At 70.7% G+C, this 19,046-nt stretch carries 16 protein-coding genes and 2 tRNA genes; 11 read left to right on the top strand and 7 right to left on the bottom strand.

Going from position 1 to position 19,046, the window contains the following annotated elements:
* Window positions 1-11 precede the first annotated feature (11 nt).
* Window positions 12-692, top strand: coding sequence for an AIM24 family protein (locus tag ACZ4E1_RS24100; protein ID WP_188336977.1), 681 nt, complete (start codon window positions 12-14; stop codon window positions 690-692).
* A 16-nt stretch (window positions 693-708) separates the two neighbouring features.
* A complete protein-coding gene (locus ACZ4E1_RS24105; RefSeq protein ID WP_467542404.1) occupies window positions 709-1,464 on the top strand; it encodes an AIM24 family protein in 756 nt (251 codons plus the stop codon).
* Window positions 1,465-1,535: 71 nt separating this feature from the next.
* Here the strand turns inward: ACZ4E1_RS24105 and ACZ4E1_RS24110 are convergent, their stop codons facing one another.
* Window positions 1,536-2,060, bottom strand: a complete 525-nt coding sequence (locus ACZ4E1_RS24110) for an NUDIX hydrolase (protein WP_467542406.1) — start codon at window positions 2,058-2,060, stop codon at window positions 1,536-1,538.
* Window positions 2,057-3,511: a zinc-dependent metalloprotease gene (locus ACZ4E1_RS24115; RefSeq protein WP_467542408.1), complete on the bottom strand. Its 1,455-nt coding sequence runs from the start codon at window positions 3,509-3,511 to the stop codon at window positions 2,057-2,059. The genes ACZ4E1_RS24110 and ACZ4E1_RS24115 overlap by 4 nt, the downstream gene beginning before the upstream one ends.
* 192 nt (window positions 3,512-3,703) lie before the next feature.
* Here ACZ4E1_RS24115 and ACZ4E1_RS24120 point away from each other — a divergent pair, with 192 nt between their 5' ends.
* The 4 genes from ACZ4E1_RS24120 (at window position 3,704) to ACZ4E1_RS24135 (ending at window position 6,898) form a co-directional block, all read left to right on the top strand.
* Window positions 3,704-4,816, top strand: coding sequence for an SDR family oxidoreductase (locus tag ACZ4E1_RS24120; protein ID WP_467542410.1), 1,113 nt, complete (start codon window positions 3,704-3,706; stop codon window positions 4,814-4,816).
* A 167-nt stretch (window positions 4,817-4,983) separates the two neighbouring features.
* A complete protein-coding gene (locus ACZ4E1_RS24125) occupies window positions 4,984-5,448 on the top strand; it encodes a molybdenum cofactor biosynthesis protein MoaE (RefSeq protein WP_467542412.1) in 465 nt (154 codons plus the stop codon).
* Window positions 5,449-5,551: 103 nt separating this feature from the next.
* Window positions 5,552-5,722, top strand: coding sequence for a hypothetical protein (locus ACZ4E1_RS24130; protein WP_188336971.1), 171 nt, complete (start codon window positions 5,552-5,554; stop codon window positions 5,720-5,722).
* A 90-nt stretch (window positions 5,723-5,812) separates the two neighbouring features.
* On the top strand, window positions 5,813-6,898 hold the full coding sequence (locus tag ACZ4E1_RS24135; RefSeq protein WP_467542413.1) for a YlbL family protein: 1,086 nt from the start codon (window positions 5,813-5,815) through the stop codon (window positions 6,896-6,898).
* Window positions 6,899-6,986: 88 nt separating this feature from the next.
* Here the strand turns inward: ACZ4E1_RS24135 and ACZ4E1_RS24140 are convergent, their stop codons facing one another.
* A complete protein-coding gene (locus ACZ4E1_RS24140; RefSeq protein WP_467542415.1) occupies window positions 6,987-7,529 on the bottom strand; it encodes a PPA1309 family protein in 543 nt (180 codons plus the stop codon).
* A gap of 136 nt (window positions 7,530-7,665) precedes the next feature.
* On the opposite strand from ACZ4E1_RS24140, the gene ACZ4E1_RS24145 reads away from it, so the two are divergent.
* The 4 genes from ACZ4E1_RS24145 (at window position 7,666) to ACZ4E1_RS24160 (ending at window position 12,894) form a co-directional block, all read left to right on the top strand.
* Entirely contained in the window at window positions 7,666-10,560 is a 2,895-nt protein-coding gene (locus ACZ4E1_RS24145) for a UPF0182 family membrane protein (protein WP_467542535.1), read from the top strand.
* A 43-nt stretch (window positions 10,561-10,603) separates the two neighbouring features.
* Window positions 10,604-10,677 (top strand) — tRNA-Met (locus ACZ4E1_RS24150).
* Between the two features lie 228 nt (window positions 10,678-10,905).
* On the top strand, window positions 10,906-12,720 hold the full coding sequence (locus ACZ4E1_RS24155; RefSeq protein WP_467542417.1) for a tetratricopeptide repeat protein: 1,815 nt from the start codon (window positions 10,906-10,908) through the stop codon (window positions 12,718-12,720).
* Window positions 12,721-12,820: 100 nt separating this feature from the next.
* Window positions 12,821-12,894: transfer RNA gene (locus ACZ4E1_RS24160), tRNA-Met, on the top strand.
* Between the two features lie 59 nt (window positions 12,895-12,953).
* Here the strand turns inward: ACZ4E1_RS24160 and ACZ4E1_RS24165 are convergent.
* The 4 genes from ACZ4E1_RS24165 to ACZ4E1_RS24180 all read right to left on the bottom strand — a co-directional run bounded on the left by ACZ4E1_RS24165 (window position 12,954) and on the right by ACZ4E1_RS24180 (window position 16,624).
* Entirely contained in the window at window positions 12,954-14,090 is a 1,137-nt protein-coding gene (locus ACZ4E1_RS24165; protein ID WP_467542419.1) for an ABC transporter substrate-binding protein, read from the bottom strand.
* Window positions 14,091-14,169: 79 nt separating this feature from the next.
* Window positions 14,170-15,039, bottom strand: coding sequence for an ABC transporter permease (locus tag ACZ4E1_RS24170; RefSeq protein WP_467542421.1), 870 nt, complete (start codon window positions 15,037-15,039; stop codon window positions 14,170-14,172).
* Window positions 15,036-15,806, bottom strand: coding sequence for an ABC transporter ATP-binding protein (locus tag ACZ4E1_RS24175; RefSeq protein ID WP_467542423.1), 771 nt, complete (start codon window positions 15,804-15,806; stop codon window positions 15,036-15,038). The genes ACZ4E1_RS24170 and ACZ4E1_RS24175 overlap by 4 nt, the downstream gene beginning before the upstream one ends.
* Window positions 15,807-16,207: 401 nt before the next feature.
* Window positions 16,208-16,624, bottom strand: a complete 417-nt coding sequence (locus ACZ4E1_RS24180; RefSeq protein ID WP_188336964.1) for a Fur family transcriptional regulator — start codon at window positions 16,622-16,624, stop codon at window positions 16,208-16,210.
* 136 nt (window positions 16,625-16,760) lie between these two features.
* Here ACZ4E1_RS24180 and katG point away from each other — a divergent pair, with 136 nt between their 5' ends.
* Window positions 16,761-18,974, top strand: a complete 2,214-nt coding sequence (gene katG / locus ACZ4E1_RS24185) for a catalase/peroxidase HPI (protein ID WP_467542426.1) — start codon at window positions 16,761-16,763, stop codon at window positions 18,972-18,974.
* Window positions 18,975-19,046 lie beyond the last annotated feature (72 nt).

Raw genomic sequence — 19,046 nt, forward strand, 5'->3', positions numbered from 1 at the left:
GGGAGTCCGTCATGAACCAGCCACTCGCGGGCTTCGCCCCGACCCCCGTAGCCGCCCGCATGGAGAACCACGGCACCCACATGCTGAAGGTCGCCATGCAGACCGGCAACGACCTCTTCGCGCGCGTGGGCTCGATGGTCGCCTACGAAGGGTTCGTCCAGTACGAGCCCAACCCGCCCGCCGTCCGCCAGGTCGCCCGTGAATGGATGACCGGCGAGGGTGCGCCGCTCATGAAGTGCCACGGAGACGGCCTGCTCTACCTGGCCGACTACGGCGCGGACGTCGTCGTCATCAACCTCGGCGGCGAGTCGATCTCCGTCAACGGCACCAACCTGCTCGCCTTCGACGCCCACCTCCAGTGGGGCGTCGAGCGGGTGAAGGGCCTCGCCAAGTTCGCCGGCCAGGGCCTGTGGAACATCAAGATCAGTGGGCAGGGCTTCGTCGCCCTGACCTCGCGCGGCACCCCCATCGTGGTCGACTGCGGCCGCGGCGAGGACGAGACGTATGTGGACCCGGACGCGCTCATCGCCTGGTCGCCCAACCTGAAGGTGAAGGGCAAGCGCAGCTTCAAGGCCGGCTCCCTCATCGGGCGCGGCAGCGGCGAGGCCTACCAGATGGGCTTCTCCGGCGAGGGCATCGTCGTCGTACAGCCCAGCGAGGACAGCACCGACCGCCTCCGAGTCCGGGGCTGAGGGGGAACAGGACACCATGCAGAGTCCGCTTTTCGCGTACAACGAGCAGCAGAGCCAGGAGCGCTACACGGTGCAGAACCCGCAGATGCTGCGGGTCACCCTGGAGGGCCACGACGACATCCTCGCCCGTAAGGGCGCGATGGTCGCCTATCAGGGGCTCATGGAGTTCGACGGCGAGATCCAGACGTCCGGACAGCGCCGGGCCCGCGCCCGGACGGGCGAGGGCCTCGACCTCATGCGCTGCCACGGGCAGGGCACCGTCTACCTCGCGAACCTCGCGCAGTACATCCACATCGTGGACGTGGAGCAGGACGGTCTGACCGTCGACAGCAGCTACGTGCTGGCCATGGACTCCTCGCTGCACCACGAGGTCATCGCGGTGGACAGCCAGTTCGGCATCTCCGGCTCGGGCAAGTACCAGCTCAACATCACCGGGCGCGGCAAGGTCGCCCTGATGACGTCCGGGCAGCCGCTGATGCTCCAGGTCACGCCGGACCGGTACGTCAACGCCGACGCGGACGCCATCGTCGCGTGGTCGAACGGGCTGCGCGTCCAGATGCAGGCCCAGACGCACTCCTCGGGCGTGTGGCGCCGTCGCGGCAACACGGGCGAGGGCTGGGAGCTCAGCTTCATGGGCACCGGCTACGCGCTGGTCCAGCCCAGTGAGCTGCTGCCGCCGCAGAACGCGGTCGTCGGCCAGGGCATCGCCGCGCAGTACGGCATGGGCCAGCAGGGCGCCCGCGGCCAGAACCAGGGCAACGTCTGGAGCTGACGCGCCTCCTGTAGTGATGTGTAAGGGGCCCCCGCCACGGCGGGGGCCCCTTACACATGTCCGTCAGCAGCTCAGAGCCGCGCCCGCGTCGCCTCCACCAGGCGCACCACCGACGTGTCGGCCACGCCGGCCACCTCGTCGTACGGGAACCAGCGCAGGTCCAGCGACTCGTCGCTGATGGCCTCCGTGGCGTCCGCGGGGGCGAGCGCCGCGTACTGGACGTCCAGGTGCTGGGTGCACGGGCCCGGGATCGGATGCCGGTCGAGTCGGACCGGGCCGCCGGGCAGCAGCGTCAGGCCCGGGATGCCGGACTCCTCGGTCGCCTCGCGCAGCGCGGCCGCCTCCAGCGTCGCGTCGCCGGGCTCGCAGTGGCCGCCCATCTGGAGCCACATCTGCAACTTCTTGTGGAGCGTGAGCAGCACCCGGCCGCGCGTGGGGTCGATCACCAGGGCGCTGGCCGTCAGGTGCCCCGCCGTGCACGGCTTCCACATCCCCGCGTCACCGTGCTCGGCGAGATGCTCCAGGTAGGCCGCGCGCAGCTCCGGCTGGTCCTCGTAGCGCTTCAGGACGAGGACCGCGTCGTCGTACAGGCTCACTTGTCGCTGTCGCCCTCACCCTGATGGTCCTGCTGGTCGTCCTGCTGATCGTCCTTCGACAGGTTCGGCTTCTCGCCGGAGCCGGACGCCGCGTCGCCGAGCATCTTGTCCAGCTCGGAGAAGTCCAGCTGCTCGTGGTGCACGAAGCCGTCCGGGTCGTCCAGGTCGGACGCCGTCGGCAGCATGTCCGGGTGCGCCCACAGGCCGTCACGGCCGTCGACCCCGCGCGCGTCGGTGAGCGAGGCCCACAGGCGCGAGGCGTCCCGCAGACGGCGCGGGCGCAGCTCCAGACCGATCAGCGTCGCGAACGTCTGCTCGGCGGGGCCGCCGGTGGCACGGCGGCGGCGCAGCGTCTCGCGCAGCGCGTCGGCGGACGCCAGGCGGGGCTTCGCGGCGGCGTGGACCACCGCGTCGACCCAACCCTCGACGAGGGCCAGAGCCGTCTCCAGACGGGCGAGGGCCGCCTTCTGCTGCGGCGTGTCCTCCGGCTGGAACATGCCCTGCTGAAGCGCTTCCTGGATCTGCTCCGGGTTCTGCGGATCGAACTGGCCGACCACGTCCTCCAGCTTCGTGGTGTCGACCTTGATGCCGCGCGCGTAGCCGTCCACCGCGCCGAACAGGTGCGAGCGCAGCCACGGCACGTGCGCGAAGAGCCGCTGGTGGGCGGCCTCGCGCAGCGCCAGGTAGAGGCGCACCTCCTCCATGGGGACGCTCAGGTCCTTGCCGAAGGACTCGATGTTCAGCGGGAGCAGCGCGGCCTTGCCCGCCGGGATCAGCGGCAGACCGATGTCCGTGGACCCGACGACCTCGCCCGCGAGCGTGCCCAGGGCCTGGCCGATCTGGGAACCGAACATGGCGCCGCCCATGGAGCGCATCATGCCGATGAGCGGGCCGGCCATGGCCTGCATCTCCTCGGGCAGCACGTCGCCCATGGCCATGCCGACACGCTCGGCGACCGGGTCGACGAGCTCCTTCCACACCGGGAGGGTCGCCTCGACCCACTCGGCGCGGCTCCAGGCCACGGCCGAGCCGGCGCCCGAGGGCAGCGACGTCGCGTCGTCGAGCCACAGGTCGGCCAGGCGCACGGCCTCCTCGACCGCGGTGCGCTCGGCCGGGCCCACGCTCGCGTCCTTCACACCGTCCTGCGTGCCCTGCGAGACGGTCTGGCGGGCGATGTCCTTGGCCATGTCCCAGTTCACCGGCCCGCCCTCGTAGGAGAGCATCTGGCCGAGCTGCTGGAAGGCCGCCCCCAGGTCGTTCGGATTCATCGAGCCGAACATCGCGGCGAACGGGTTGTCCCCGCCCGCGCCGCCAGGCCCGCCCGGGAACCCGAATCCGAAGGGGTTGGCCGGTCCCTGACCGCCGCCGCCCTGCTGGTCCTTCTTCTTGCCCTCGTCGCCGTCTTCCGGCTCCTCCGGCGGAAGGCCGAAACCGAATGGGGTGTCACTCACGGGATTCCTCGGCTGGTAAGGCCGCCGGTTTCTTCGCCCGGCGGCGACTGCCCGACTACACACCCAGCGTAGACACCATGGCGGGATCGGGCCTCAGTGCTTCGCCGGCTCATGGCCTGCGGCAGGATGGATGCCTCCTGGTACGTACGCGTCATACACGAACGTACTGAAGACAACCGCTGGAGACGCCCGGTGAGTTCCCCAGATCCGCAGGTTCGCGCAGCGCGAAACCCCTCAACCAGTCCGGCCGCGCGCGGCCCCGTCGTCGCGGTCACCGGTGCCGCGTCCGGCGTCGGCGCCCTGCTCACGGAGCGGCTCGCCGCGTCGGACGAGATCAAGCAGGTGCTCGCCATCGACGAGCGGCGCGGCGAGTGCACCGCCGCGACCTGGCACATCCTGGACGTCCGCGACCCGGCCATCGCCGAGAAGCTGCGCGGCGCCGACGTCGTCGTCCACCTGGCGCTCGACCTCGACCTGGAGTCCGACCCCGCGGCCCGTACGGCCTACAACGTGCGCGGCACCCAGACGGTCCTGACCGCGGCCGCCGCCGCCGGCGTCCACCGCGTCGTCCTGTGCACGTCCGCCATGGTCTACGGGGCGCTGGAGGACAACGAACTGCCGCTGTCCGAGGACGCCGAGCTGCGTGCCACGGCCGAGGCCACGGGCGTCGGCGACCTCCTGGAGATCGAGCGGCTCGCCAAGCGCGCCCCGCGCGCGCACCCCGGCCTCAACGTCACCGTGGTGCGTCCCGCGGTGCTCGTCGGCGGCATGGACACGGCCCTCACCCGCTACTTCGAGTCGCCGCGGCTCCTCGTGGTGGCGGGCTCCCGCCCCGCGTGGCAGTTCTGCCACGTGGAGGACCTCTGCGGCGCCCTGGAGTACGCGGTCCTGGAGAAGGTCGAGGGGGAGCTCACGGTCGGCTGCGAGGGCTGGCTCGAGCAGGAGGAGGTCGAGGAGCTCAGCGGCATCCGGCGCATGGAGCTGCCCTCGGCGGTGGCGCTCGGCGCGGCGGCCAGGCTGCACCGGATCGGCCTGACGCCCTCGCCCGCAGGGGACCTCGCCTACACGATGTACCCCTGGGTCGTGAGCGGCAGCAGGCTGCACGACGCCGGATGGCGGCCCGGATGGACCAATGAGGAGGTCCTCGCGGAGCTCCTGGAGGAGGTCGCCGGACGGCACACCGTGGCGGGCCGGCGGCTCGGCCGCAAGGACGCGACGGCGGCGGGCGCGGCCGGCGCGACGGTGGCGCTGCTGGGCGCGGCGGCGGCCGTGCGACGGGTCCGCAAGGCGCGGCGCCGCATCTGAGGAGGGCGCGGCCGGCGGGGACGCCCGTCCCGTGGACCTGTCCCTGCGGAAACGCTCCTGCCGACCGCGGGACGGCTCCTCCTGTAGAAGCCTCCAAGCCGCCCCGCGCGCGTGCCGGGCGATAGCGCTATTCACCGTTGTCGCCGGTGTGCGGCACGATGGGAGGCATGGCACCCACGACGCACGACCACCCTGGTGAGCAGGCGGCCCACGACCCCATCAAGCTGCTCGCCGTCCGCGAGACCCCGCTCTCCGTCGACGAGGTCTTCCGGGCCGTCGGCGACGACGCGGCGGGCGGCACCACGCTCTTCGTGGGCACCGTGCGCAACCACGACGGCGGCGCGGACGTGGACAAGCTCGGCTACTCCTGTCACCCGACCGCCGAGGCCGAGATGCGGCGCATCGCGGACAAGGTCGTCGCCGAGTACCCCGTACGGGCGCTCGCGGCCGTGCACCGCGTCGGCGACCTGAGCGTCGGAGACATCGCCGTCGTCGTCGCCGTGTCCTGCCCGCACCGCGGCGAGGCCTTCGAGGCGTGCCGCAAGCTGATCGACGACCTCAAGCACGAGGTGCCGATCTGGAAGCACCAGACCTTCTCGGACGGCACGGAAGAGTGGGTGGGAGCCTGCTGAGGTTCCGGTTGCGTAACCGCACCCCTGAGGCGAGCGTTGACAGTGCGGATGGTTAATCTGCTGATCAGTCAGTTGCGGACGCTCATGGGGTCGGGAGGTCGGCATGGCGGCACTCATGTGGCTGCTCATTCCGGTTGTCGCTGCGGTCGGCGCCGGGTTGTGGGGCTCGTGGGCCGGTCGCAACCGCAAGAAGGCGGGCGACGTGAGCGAGATCGGCGGCTACACACGCTTCCGAGAGGCGATGGACCGGTCGCACTCGCACTCCGGCACTTGACGCCGTCGCACTCCGGCACGTGATCCGGCCGGGCCCCGTACGGCCCGGCCCCACGGGTGCGGCGCCGGACCCGTCCCGTACTGTCGTTCCATGCCACGCCGCACCGCGACGATGCTCGCCTCGACCCTGATGCTGATCGCGCTGCTCTGCGCAGGGGTGCTCATCAAAGTTCCCTACGCGGAGATGTCCCCGGGCCCGACGGTGAACACCCTCGCGGACCACGACGGCGAACCCGTGATCCAGATCTCCGGGCACAAGACGTACGAGACGTCCGGGCACCTGAACATGACGACGGTCCGCGTCACCAGCGCCGACTACAACATGAACCTGGTGTCGGCGGTCTACGGATGGGTCGCCCACGACAGCATCGTGGTGCCGCACGACACGCTCTACCCGGACGGCCAGACCGAGGAGCAGTCCTCGCAGGAGAACGCCGAGGAGTTCAGCCAGTCCCAGGAGAGCGCCAAGGTCGCCGCCCTGGACGAGCTGCACATCCCGGTGAAGTCCTGGGTGATCGTCTCCACCGTCGTCAAGGACAGCCCCTCCGAGGGCCGGCTGCACGCCGGTGACGTCATCAAGGCCGTCGACGGCACCAAGGTCACCCAGCCCTCCGACGTGGCCAAGCTCGTCACCCGGCACAAGCCGGGCGAGGACGTCGACTTCACGATCGTGCCCGTCAAGGAGGCCGCCGCCGCCGAGAAGGAGGGCAAGGTGGCGACCCGTACGGAGCACGTGAAGATCAAGACGGACAAGGCCGACGACGGCCGCGCGATCGTCGGCATCCAGGCCGGGACCGACCACACCTTCCCGTTCCAGATCGACATCAAGCTCGCCGACGTCGGCGGGCCCAGCGCCGGCCTCATGTTCGCCCTCGGCATCGTCGACAAGCTCACGCCCTCGGACCTCACCGGCGGCAAGTTCGTCGCCGGCACGGGAACGATCGACGACGCCGGCAAGGTCGGCCCGATCGGCGGCATCCAGATGAAGACCGTCGGCGCGCGCGCGAAGGGCGCCGAGTACTTCCTGACGCCGAAGGACAACTGCGCGGCGGCGGCCAAGGAGACCCCGGACGGGCTCACACTCGTCAAGGTGGACACCATCGACGACGCGATGGCCGCCCTCAAGGACATCCGCAGCGGCAAGACCTCCGACCTGCCGACCTGCACCGCCAAGTAGAGGCGCGGGAACGAACGAGAAGGGGCGCGCCGGGATCTCCCGGTGCGCCCCTTCTCCGTCGGCCGTAGGCGTGAAGTGAGGAACCGACTCAGTCGGCGAAGGTCGCCGACAGGGCCTCGGCGAGGCCGGGGACCAGCTTGGAGCCCGTGAGGACCTCCGTGGAGGAGTCCTTCTCGCGCAGCCGCAGCGCCGACTCGCGCGTGCCGTCGCGCAGCACCGCGACCGTCATCCGGACCTCCTGGCGGTCCGGGTGCTCGGCGACCCACTTGGCGAGCTTCTTGTCGCTCAGGCCCTCCGGGACGGACGCCTCGGCGGACGGCGGGAGCATCAGCCGCTCGACGGTCAGGGCGCAGCCGACGACGGCGTCGGGCCACGCGATGGTGCCGAGGAACTCGTCCAGCGGCTTGGCGGCAGGAACCTCGTCCTGCTCGATCGGGGTGAGGCCGGGGGCCTCCTGCTCGCCCTCGAGGCCGAGCTGGGCGGCGAGAGCGGGTTCCTGGGCGCGCAGCGCGGCCGTGTCGACAAGGGCGAAGAGGCGAGCGGGCTGGTCCCAGCCGAGGCCGGAGGCGTACTCGTCGATCTCGAGTACGGCCCGGGTGAGGGGGCTCGCTGCCATGGGAGTGTTGGACATGGTCACAATCCTGCCTCGTTCGCCCCCCGAACCGGGAACTGAGTAAAGCGTGAGTAAGTTGCATAGGTGATGGGTCCGCGATCTCGGGGGCCTGACCGATCGACTGAACTTCGAGGTGCAGACCTTGGCTTTCCAGATGCCGGACCGCGGCGGGGGCCCGACGGGGCCGCGGATCAGAGTGGGCCGACCCTCCCGGCGCGCCCGGACGCTGCTGTTGACGCTGGGCGTCCTGGCCGTGCTCGGCATGGCCTTCGTCATGTTCGCCGGGTTCTGGACGGACTGGCTCTGGTACCGGTCGGTCAGGTACTCGTCCGTCTTCACGACGACTCTGTGGACGAAGATCGGGCTCTTCTTCGTCTTCGGCCTCCTCATGGCCGTCGCCGTGGGGGTGAACGTGTGGCTGGCGCACCGGCTGCGCCCGCCGCTGAGCGCCATGTCCATGGAGCAGCAGAGCCTGGACCGCTACCGGATGGGCATCGCGCCCTTCAAGAAGTGGCTCCTCATCGGCATCACGGCCCTGGTGGGCCTGATCGCGGGTGCCTCGGCCGCGAGCCAGTGGCGCACGTGGCTGATGTACGTGAACGGCGTGCCGTTCCACCAGAAGGACCCGCAGTTCCACATGGACGTGGCCTTCTACGCGTTCGACCTGCCCTGGTACCGGTTCCTGCTCGGCTTCGGGTTCGCCGCCACGGTCCTCGGCCTGGTCGCCGCCGCGCTGACGCACTACCTGTACGGCGGGCTGCGCATCACCAGCCCGGGCGCGCGGGCCACCGCCGCCGCGACCGGCCATCTGTCCGTCCTGCTGGGCGTGTTCGTCGCCCTGAAGGCCGTCGCGTACTGGCTCGACCGGTACGGGCTCGCCGTGAAGTCGAGCGACTTCAAGGCGACGGACAACTGGACGGGCCTGCGCTACGTGGACGCGAACGCGTACCTGCCGGCCAAGACGATCCTGTTCTGCATCGCCGTCATCTGCGCGATCCTGTTCTTCGCCACCCTGTGGCGGCGCACCTGGCAGCTGCCCGTCATCGGCTTCGGCCTGATGGTCCTCTCGGCGATCCTGATCGGCGGCCTGTACCCGGCCATCGTCCAGAAGTTCCAGGTCCAGCCGAACGAGCAGGCCAAGGAAGCGCCGTACATCCAGAAGAACATCGACGCGACCCGCAAGGCCTACGAGATCGACGACACGCCGATCGAGGACTACAGCGGCAAGGGTTCGTCGGACACCAAGAAGCAGCGCACGGACGCCGATACGGCGGCCAGCTACCGGCTCAACGACCCGAACGTGGTCTCGCCGACCTTCCAGCAGCTCGAGCAGCAGCGGAAGTACTACCAGTTCCCGACCACTTTGGACGTGGACCGGTACGACGGCCAGGACACGGTGGTGGGCCTGCGTGAGCTGAACCTGGGCAAGCTCGACAAGCGCAACTGGATCAACGACCACTTCGTCTACACGCACGGCTACGGCGCCGTGACGGCGAAGGGCACGTCGACGTCCCAGGGTGCCCCCCAGTTCACGGAGTCCGGACTGCCGACCGACGGCAACCTCGGCTCGTACGACCAGCGCGTCTACTACGGCGAGAAGACGACGCAGTACTCGATCGTCGGCGGGCCGCAGAAGGAGCTGGACTACGAGCAGGAGGACGGCACCCAGCAGACCACCAGCTACAAGGAGAAGAGCGGGGTCAACCTCGACAACCCGGTCAACCGGGCGGCGTACGCGGTGGCCTTCAGCGAGCCGCAGATCCTCTACTCGGGGGCCATCGGCAAGGGCTCGCGGATTCTCTACAACCGCACCCCGAAGGAGCGCGTCGAGGCCGTCGCGCCCTGGCTGACCATCGACGGCGACCCGTACCCGACGGTCGTCGGCGGGAAGATCAAGTGGGTCGTCGACGCCTACACGACGTCGAACGGGTACCCGTACGCGTCGCGCACGACGCTGGGCGACAGCACCGCCGACTCGCTCAACGAGGGCGACAGCCAGCGCGCCGTGGTGGCCCAGCAGAACCAGGTCAACTACATCCGGAACTCGGTGAAGGCGACCGTCGACGCCAACACGGGCGAGGTCAAGCTCTACACGTGGGACTCCGCCGACCCGGTCCTGAAGACCTGGAAGAAGGCGTTCCCCGGCACCGTGGAGCCGAAGAGCGCCATCCCGGCGGACCTGATGGAGCACCTGCGCTACCCGCAGGACATGTTCAAGGTCCAGCGCGAGCTGCTCAGCCTGTACCACGTCACCAAGCCGACCCAGTTCTACAACGCGTCGGACGCCTGGCAGGTCCCCAACGACCCGACCAAGCGGGACAACAGCGCGGTGCCGCCGTACTACCTGTCCATGAAGCTGCCCGGTCAGGACGCCCAGCAGTTCTCGCTGACGACGACGTTCACCCCGAGCGGCCGGCCCAACCTGCGGGCGTTCATGGCGGTCGACGCCGACGCCACCAGCAAGGACTACGGCACCATCAGGCTCCTCAGAGTCACCGAGGAGAGCGCCCAGGGCCCCGAGCAGGTGCAGAACAAGCTCAACTCCTGGGACCCGGTGGCGAACTGGGTGCGTGACATGAAGGGCGCCGACTCGACGGTCCTCTACGGCAATCTGCTGACCGTGCCTCTGGGCAAGGGCTTCCTCTACGTGGAGCCGATGTACGCCCAGGGCCGCAGCTCCGAGTACCCGCTGATGCGTAAGGTCGCGGTCTCCTACGGGGACCGCAGAGGCTTCGCCGACTCCCTGTCGGAGGCGCTGAACCAGGCCTTCGACGTGGACGGCTCGACGCCCGCGGAGCCGGAGAAGCCCGGTGGGGACAAGACGAACCCGCCGGAGAACTCGACGGTCAAGGAAGCCCTCGCGGACGCCGAGAAGGCCTTCGAGGACGGCCAGAAGGCCATGAAGGAAGGCGACTGGTCCGCCTACGGCGAGGCGCAGGACAAGCTGCAGGACGCCCTGCAGCGTGCCGAGAAGGCCCAGGACGCGGCCGACAAGGCGGCCGGCACCGAGAAGGGCGGCGGCAAGAACGCCGACAAGACCACCGGCTGACCGAGGGCCCTCCCGCGCCGTGCTAGGGTTGTGAACACAACGGCGCGGGGTGGAGCAGCTCGGTAGCTCGCTGGGCTCATAACCCAGAGGTCGCAGGTTCAAATCCTGTCCCCGCTACTGATGATCGAAGGCTCGGAAGCATCAGCTTCCGGGCCTTCGGTGCGTCATGACCCAGGACGTCAAGAGCCGCTGGCATGTGCGAAGACTGTGCGAAGGCTGCGTCGCCCGGGGCCAGTTGGCAAAACTGTGTTTCACTTATCTCTCTGTGGGCATGTCGACAAAACGCTGAAGTGACCTCACGGGCTGCGGTATTCCAGGTGTACCCAGGTTGCAGGTGGTGCGACGATGGACGTTATGGGGGACAAGGCAACTCTGTTGGAGACAGGGCGGTTTGTGCAGCCTTCCGGTCCCGAGGACATGGGGGAGCCGGCTGAGGCCGCAGAAGAAGCACGCCGACGGCTGGCCGCGGAGGCCGGCGACGTCGAGGCGATGAGCGTCCTCGGCGCGATGCTGCTGCGCCGCGGAGACCTCGACGGAGCGGAGCCCCTGCTGCGCGCCGCCACCGGCGAGGGCGACCGGGCCGCCGCCAACAACCTGGGCGTCCTGCTCCACCAGCGGGGCTACGCGGAGGAGGCCGCCGGCTGGTGGCGCATCGCCGCCGTCGCCGGATCCGCCCCGGCCGCCCACGCGCTCGGCCGCCACCACCGCGAGCGCGGCGACGAGCCCGCCGCCGAGTACTGGCTGCGCCAGTCCGCCGAACAGGGCCACACCCTGGGCGCGTACGCCCTCGCCGACCTCCTGGAGCACCGCACCGACGTCGGCGCCGAGCGCTGGATGCGGGTCGCCGCCGAGCGCGGGCACCGCGAGGCCGCCTACCGGCTCGCGCGCGCCCTCGACCGCAAGGGCGCCGCGGGCGTCCTTGCGGCCGAGGAGGAGCGCACGCCCGCGGCCGAGGCCGAGCAGTGGTACCGCCAGGCCGCCGCGCGCGGACACCGCAGGGCCGCCCTGCACCTCGGCTCCATCCTGGAGAAGCGCGGCGACCTCAAGGAGGCCGGCCGCTGGTACCTGACGTCCGCGAAGGACGGCGAGCCGCGCGCCGCGTGCGCCCTCGCCTTCCTGCTGCGCGACGCGGGCGACGAGGAGAGCGCTGCCGTGTGGTGGCTGCGCGCCGCCCAGGACGGCGACGGGAACGCGGCGAACGCCCTGGGCGCCCTGCACGCCCAGCGCGGCGAGACACAGACCGCCGAGCGCTGGTACCGCGCCGCCATGGACGCGGGCGACAACAACGGCGCGTACAACCTGGGGCTGCTGTGCGCCGAGCAGAAGCGCACGCAGCAGGCCGAGAGCTGGTACCGCCGCGCCGCCTACGCGGGCCACCGCGAGGCGGCCAACGCGCTGGCGGTGCTGCTCCTCCAGCACGGCGACGCGACCGGCGCCGAGCCCTGGTTCTCCAAGGCCGCCGAGTCCGGAAGCGTCGACGCGGCCTTCAACCTCGGCATCCTCTACGCGGGTCGCACCGGCGAGGAGGCCGAGGCCAAGGCGCTGGACTGGTACGAGCGGGCCGCCGCCGGCGGGCACACCGAGGCCGCGCTGCAGGCCGGCATCGCCCGGCTGCGTGACGGCGACGAGCAGGGTGCCGAGCGGCATCTGCGGTGCGCGGCCGGCGGCGGCAGCCCGGAGGCGGCGTACCGGCTCGCCTCGCTGCTCGACGTGCGGCGCCCGCCGGAGACCCGGCACGAGCTGGGCGAGCCCGTGATCCAGCGCAGCGAGTGCGAGGAGTGGTACGAGCGGGCCGCCGAGCACGGGCACCGGCGCGCCCAGGTGCGGGTCGGCATGCTCGCCGCCGCGCGCGGGGACGTCGTGGAGGCGGCGCGCTGGTACCGCGAGGCCGCCGAGGCGGGGTCCCGCAACGGCGCCTTCAACCTGGGCCTGCTGCTCGCGCGCGAGGGCAGCGAGCCGGAGGCCGCCCTGTGGTGGCGCCGCGCCGCGGACGCCGGGCACGGCCGGGCCGCGCTCCGGCTCGCCCTGCTGCGCACCCGCCGCGGCGACCTCGTCGAGGGCCAGAAGTGGGCCTCGCGGGCCGTGGAGCTCGGCCCGGCGGAGGTCGCCGAGCGGGCCGCGCGACTGCGCGACGCGCTGCGCCAGGAGCTCTCCGCGTAGACGCCGCAAGGCCTGCGCGGGGGTCACGCAGAGGCTGTGCGGGGGCTGCTGAAAGGAATTTGCGCTGGTCGGGGGCATCCCGTAAGGTTGGGTTCACCGACGCGGGGTGGAGCAGCTCGGTAGCTCGCTGGGCTCATAACCCAGAGGTCGCAGGTTCAAATCCTGTCCCCGCTACTGAAAGTCCGAGGCCCGGAGCCATTGAGCTCCGGGCCTCGGCGCATGTACGGGGCCGGTCAGGACCTGTGCCCCACGGCCTCCTCGTAGAGCTTGCGGTCCACCGTCCGCGACTCGGGCAGTGGATCGCCCTCGGAGACGCCCGCCGCCTTGTACGCGGCCTGCAGCCGGTCGGTCGAGCCGGACCTGATCTCCCAGTCCATGCGCAGCGACGGGGTCGACTCCAGGACGCCCTTGTCGATCTTGAGCAGGTCCGCGAGCTCCTTCACGAACGCGGGGTCCTTCTTGTAGTCGCCCGGGAAGTACGTGCTGACCGTGCGGATGTACGCGCGCAGCAGGGCGACGCCCGCGTCGGGGTCGTCCTTGAGGAGCTTCGGACCGTAGAGGAGGCCGCCCAGCGGCTCACCCTGCGGCTGGCCGCCGAGGAAGGCGAAGCGCTGGTCGCCGTCGATCTTGCGCCACACCGGGTCGAGCAGCCAGGCCGAGTCGACGCCGCCGTTCTGCAGCGCGGTCAGCACGTCCGCCGAGCCGAGCTGCTGGAACTGGATCTTGTCGAGGCCGCCGCCGTGCTTCTTCAGGGCCGTGTTCATCGGGTACGAGATGACGGAGCCCTTGCCGATCATCGTGCCGAGCTTGCGGCCGGCCATGGTGACGTGGTCCGCGCTCTCGCCCTTCTTGAGGCGCACCCACAGGCCGCTCTTGGAGGCGGGGTCGGGGGAGAAGTTCCCGGCGACCCACTTGATGTCGAAGCCGCCCAGGATGCCGTTCATGACCGCGGCCTCGGGGGCCGCCCACTGGGCGTCGATGTCGCCCTTGGCGAGCAGGGGCAGCGCGTCGGGCGTGGGCAGCACCTTCAAGGTGACGTCCAGGCCCTCCTTCTCGAACTCGCCCTTCTTGACGGCCATTTCGAGCGGGGCCACGTACTCGGCGGCCAGGGTGCCCGTCGCGATGGTCAGCTTGCGGGTCTTGGCGAGCTTGACCGGGGCGGGGGAGCCGGGGGAGCAGCGGGCCGGTTTCCGGTCCGGTGCGCGGTCGGCGGGGTCGGTCCAGCCGGCCTTGCCGCAGCCCGCGACCGCCTTGATGGTGCGGGGTTTCGCTGCCGCGTCGGACGCGGTGTCGTTCTTGGCGCAGGCCGCCGTGCCGGCCAGCAGGGCGCCGGTGAGCAGCAGGGGCAGTGCGAGGGAGCGCGTGCGCAAGGGGAGCCTCCGTACAGCGTCATACGTAACACGTAACCGGGAAGGGACTCAGGGGGCGGACGGCGTCACGACTTCGGCGTCACGACTGGCCGCGGCCTCGGTCGCGCGGGGCCCACGGGGTGAGCAGGCGGCCGGCGAGACGGACCAGTTCGGAGAAGACGACGCCGAGCACGGCCACGCAGACGATGCCGACGAACATGACGTCGTTCTGGAAGAGGGCGCGCGCGTCGAAGATGAGATGACCGAGACCGTTCGTCGCCGCGATCTGCTCCGAGGCGACGATGACGAGGACCGCGACGCCCGCCGCGATCCGCGCGCCCACCAGGACGGCGGGCAGCGAGGCGGGCAGCAGGACGTGGCGGAACATCTGCCAGGAGGACGCGCCGAAGACCTGGCCCGCGTCCCGGTGTCCGGCGGGGACGGCGACGACCGCCGCCATCGTCGAGATCCAGACGAAGAAGAACACCGTCGCCGCGACGAGCGCGACCTGCGGGCCCTCGCCCAGCCCGAACATGTTCAGGAAGACCGGCAGCAGGGCCAGCTTGGGCACCACGTACAGGGCGTCGAGGAGAGGTTCGAGCGCGGCCCTGACCAGGGCGACCGAACCCATGAGGAGGCCGAGGAGATAGCCGGAGACCGTGCCGATCACATAGCCCGCGAGGACGCGCTTCAGGGTGGCCCACACGTCGGGCCACAGCTCGCCCTGCGCGGCCCGGTCCCAGCCGTCGGCCAGGATCGTGGACGGGGCCGGGTACACGCGGGCGTCGATCCACTCCTGCGTCGCCGCGAGCTGCCAGAGCAGGACCAGGGCGAGCGGTACCGCCACGGCGAGGGAGAGCTCCAGGGCGCGGCGGCGGCGACGGGTGCGGGCCGGGTGGAGTTCGCGGGGGCCCGGGGCGCGGACCAGGAGGCCGGCGGTGTCGTCCTTCTCGGGGACGGTCGTCGTCATGCGGGCACCGCCGAGGTGTGCTGCTCCTGGGACACCTCGCCGCGCAGCAGGTCCCAGAGCTCGCCCTTCAGGGCGGTGAACTCCGGGGCGCTGCGGATGTCGCCGGTGCGCGGGCGGGCGAACGGCGGGCGGCGCTCGGCGATCACCCGGCCCGGCCGCGCCGACATCACCAGGACGCGGTCGCCGAGCACGATCGCCTCCTCCAGGCTGTGCGTGATGAACAGCGTGGTGGTGCGGGTGGACTGGGTGAGGGCGAGCAGCTCGTCCTGGAGGATCGTGCGCAGCTGGGCGTCCAGCGCGGCGAACGGCTCGTCCATGAGCAGGATCTCCGGCTCCACGGCCAGGGCGCGGGCGATCGCGACGCGCTGGCGCATGCCGCCGGACAGCGCGGAGGGATAGGCGTCGGCGAAGTCGGCGAGGCCCATGCGGGTGAGCCAGTCGCGGGCCCGGGTGTTCGCCTCGCGGCGCGGGACCTTCTGGATGTCCAGGCCGAAGCGGACGTTGGCCAGAACGGTCTTCCAGTCGTAGATGCCGTAGTCCTGGAAGATCATCGCGGCTGGGCGGGGGCTGGAGGTGCTGATCTCCAGGGTGCCGGTGGAGGGGCGGGTCAGGCCGGCGGCTATCCGGAGCAGGGTGGACTTGCCGCAGCCTGACGGGCCTACGACGCAGACGAACTCTCCGGGGGTCAGTTGGAGGTCCACGGGGCCCAGGGCTCGGGTCTCGCCGAAGGTGCGGGTCAGTTCTCGGGCGCGGAGTTTGTGTTGCACGGGGCCCTCCGGGGGTGCGGCTGGATTGTGGTGGGCGCCCGCGAGAATATGACGGGGTGTCAGATTATGGAAGGGGGTGCGTGTGTGGGGGTGTGGGGTGGTCGCGCCGTTGGGGGATCGGTTTGATTCCGGGTGCCGCGCCGTCGTGGCTGGTCGCGCAGTTCCCCGCGCCCCTGAAGGCGCACTTCGTGCGCCCCTCAGGGGGGCCGGTGGCCGCGCCCCGCGGCGGAGCCGCTGATCGGGTACAGCCCCGCGCCCGTGAAGGGCGCACTTCGTGCGCCCCCAGGGGGACGGTGGTCGCGCTCCGCGGTGGAGTCGCTGGTCGGTGGGGCCTCGTGGCCCTCGCGGAGGGCGTCAAAAAAGGCCCGCACCTGTTGGTGCGGGCCCTTTCTGGTGGAGTGTTACGCCGTTGCGCAGGACGGGCACAGGCCTCGGTAGGTGACCTCTACGTCCGAGATCGTGAAGCCGAAGCGCTCCGAGTCGGGGAGGTCGGTCAGGGGGTTCCCGCTGGGGTGGACGTCGCGGATCTGGCCGCACTGGGCGCAGACCAGGTGCTGATGGGGGCGGTGCGCGTTCGGGTCGTAGCGCTTCGCGCGCTTGTCCGTGGCGACCTCGATGACCTCGCCGAGCGAAACCATCTCGCCCAGGGTGTTATAGACCGTGGCACGCGAGATCTCGGGCAGCTTGGCGACGGCGCGCGAGTGCACCTCGTCGGCCGTCAGATGCACGTGATCCCCGTCGAGGACCTCGGCCACGACGCGCCGCTGCGCGGTCATCCGCCAGCCGCGTCCGCGCAGTCGTTCCAACAGGTCACTCATGTAGACCAGCCTAACAGTCGGGGGACCAGGTCCCGAACGGGCGTAACCTTGGAGTATTGCTTGACTTAGACATTGTCCATTGTAGGATCAACCTCGGCTCAGGCCAAGCGACAGGACAACTCCGGAAGGGCCCGCAATGTCCGAGAACCATGAAGCGATCGTGACCGACCCGAAGACTGAGGGCACGGGTGGTTGCCCCGTTGCGCACGGGCGAGCGGCCCACCCGACCCAGGGCGGCGGAAACCGCCAGTGGTGGCCGGAGCGGCTCAATCTGAAGATCCTCGCCAAGAACCCCGCGGTGGCGAACCCGCTGGGTGAGGACTTCGACTACGCAGAGGCGTTCAAGGCCCTGGACCTCCCGGCCGTCAAGCGGGACATCGCCGAGGTGCTCACCACCTCCCAGGACTGGTGGCCGGCCGACTTCGGCAACTACGGCCCGCTGATGATCCGTATGGCCTGGCACAGCGCCGGCACGTACCGCATCAGCGACGGCCGCGGTGGCGCCGGTGCCGGTCAGCAGCGCTTCGCGCCGCTGAACAGCTGGCCGGACAACGCGTCCCTGGACAAGGCCCGCCGTCTGCTGTGGCCGGTCAAGAAGAAGTACGGCAAGGCCATCTCGTGGGCCGACCTCATGATCCTCACGGGCAACGTGGCGCTGGAGACGATGGGCTTCAAGACCTTCGGCTTCGCCGGCGGCCGTGTGGACGAGTGGGAGCCGGACGAGGACGTCTACTGGGGCCCCGAGACCGAGTGGCTCGGCGACGAGCGCTACACGGGCGACCGTGAGCTGGAGAACCCGCTCGCCGCGGTCCAGATGGGTCTCATCTACGTGAACCCCGAGGGGCCGAACGGGAACCCGGACCCGATCGCCGCCGCCCGCGACATCCGCGAGACGTTCCGCCGCATGGCGATGAACGACGAGGAGACCGTCGCCCTGATCGCCGGTGGTCACACCTTCGGCAAGACCCACGGCGCCGGCCCGGCCGACGCGGTGGCCGCCGACCCCGAGGCCGCCCCCATGGAGCAGCTGGGCCTCGGCTGGAAGAGCAGCTACGGCACCGGTGTCGGCAAGGACGCGATCACGTCCGGCCTGGAGGTCACCTGGACCACCACCCCGACCCAGTGGAGCAACGGGTTCTTCAAGAACCTCTTCGAGTACGAGTACGAGCTCACCCAGAGCCCGGCCGGCGCCAACCAGTGGGTGGCCAAGGACGCCGAGGCGACCGTCCCGGACGCCTTCGACCCGTCGAAGAAGCACCTCCCGACGATGCTCACCACGGACCTCTCGCTGCGCTTCGACCCGATCTACGGGCCGATCTCGCGCCGCTTCTACGAGAACCCGGAGCAGTTCGCGGACGCCTTCGCCCGCGCCTGGTACAAGCTGACGCACCGTGACATGGGTCCGGTCGTCCGCTACCTGGGCCCGGAGGTTCCCTCCGAGGTGCTGCTGTGGCAGGACCCGCTGCCGGCGCGCGAGGGCGAGCTGCTCGGCGCCGCCGAGATCGCCGCGCTCAAGGAGGAGGTGCTCGGCTCCGGTCTCTCGGTCGCGCAGCTGGTCTCCACCGCCTGGGCCTCGGCGTCCTCCTTCCGCGGCAGCGACAAGCGCGGCGGTGCCAACGGCGCCCGCATCCGCCTGGAGCCGCAGCGCAACTGGGAGGTCAACAACCCGAACGAGCTGTCCCAGGTCCTCAGCAAGCTCGAGGGCATCCAGCAGGCGTTCAACGCCAAGGGCGGCAAGCAGGTCTCCCTGGCCGACCTGATCGTGCTCGCGGGCACCGCGGCCGTCGAGAAGGCGGCCAAGGACGGCGGCGTCGAGGTCGAGGCCGGTTTCACGCCGGGCCGTGTCGACGCGACGCAGGAGCAGACGGACGTGGAGTCCTTCTCCGCGCTCGAGCCCACCGCCGACGGCTTCCGCAACTACGTGGGCAAGGGCAACCGCCTGCCCGCCGAGTTCCTGCTGCTCGACAAGGCGAACCTGCTCACCCTGAGCGCTCCCGAGCTGACCGTCCTCGTCGGCGGCCTGCGCGTCCTGGGGGCCAACCACGGGCAGTCGAAGCACGGCGTCTTCACGGAGCGCCCGGGCACGCTGACGAACGACTTCTTCGTCAACCTGCTCGACCTCGACACCCAGTGGAAGTCCACGTCCGAGGCGCAGGACGAGTTCGAGGGCCGCGACGCCTCCGGTGCGGTCAAGTGGACCGGCACCCGCGCCGACCTGGTCTTCGGTTCCAACTCGGAGCTGCGCGCCGTCGCCGAGGTCTACGCGAGCGACGACGCCAAGGAGAAGTTCGTGAAGGACTTCGTGGCGGCCTGGACCAAGGTCATGGACCTGGACCGGTTCGAGGTCTGATCGCCGCCTCCGCGCCGCCCCCGCGGGGGTGAACGCTTCGGCAGGCGCCCGGTGAAGGCCGTGGTCATGGCC

Source organism: Streptomyces sp. NPDC025806, assembly GCF_055558275.1.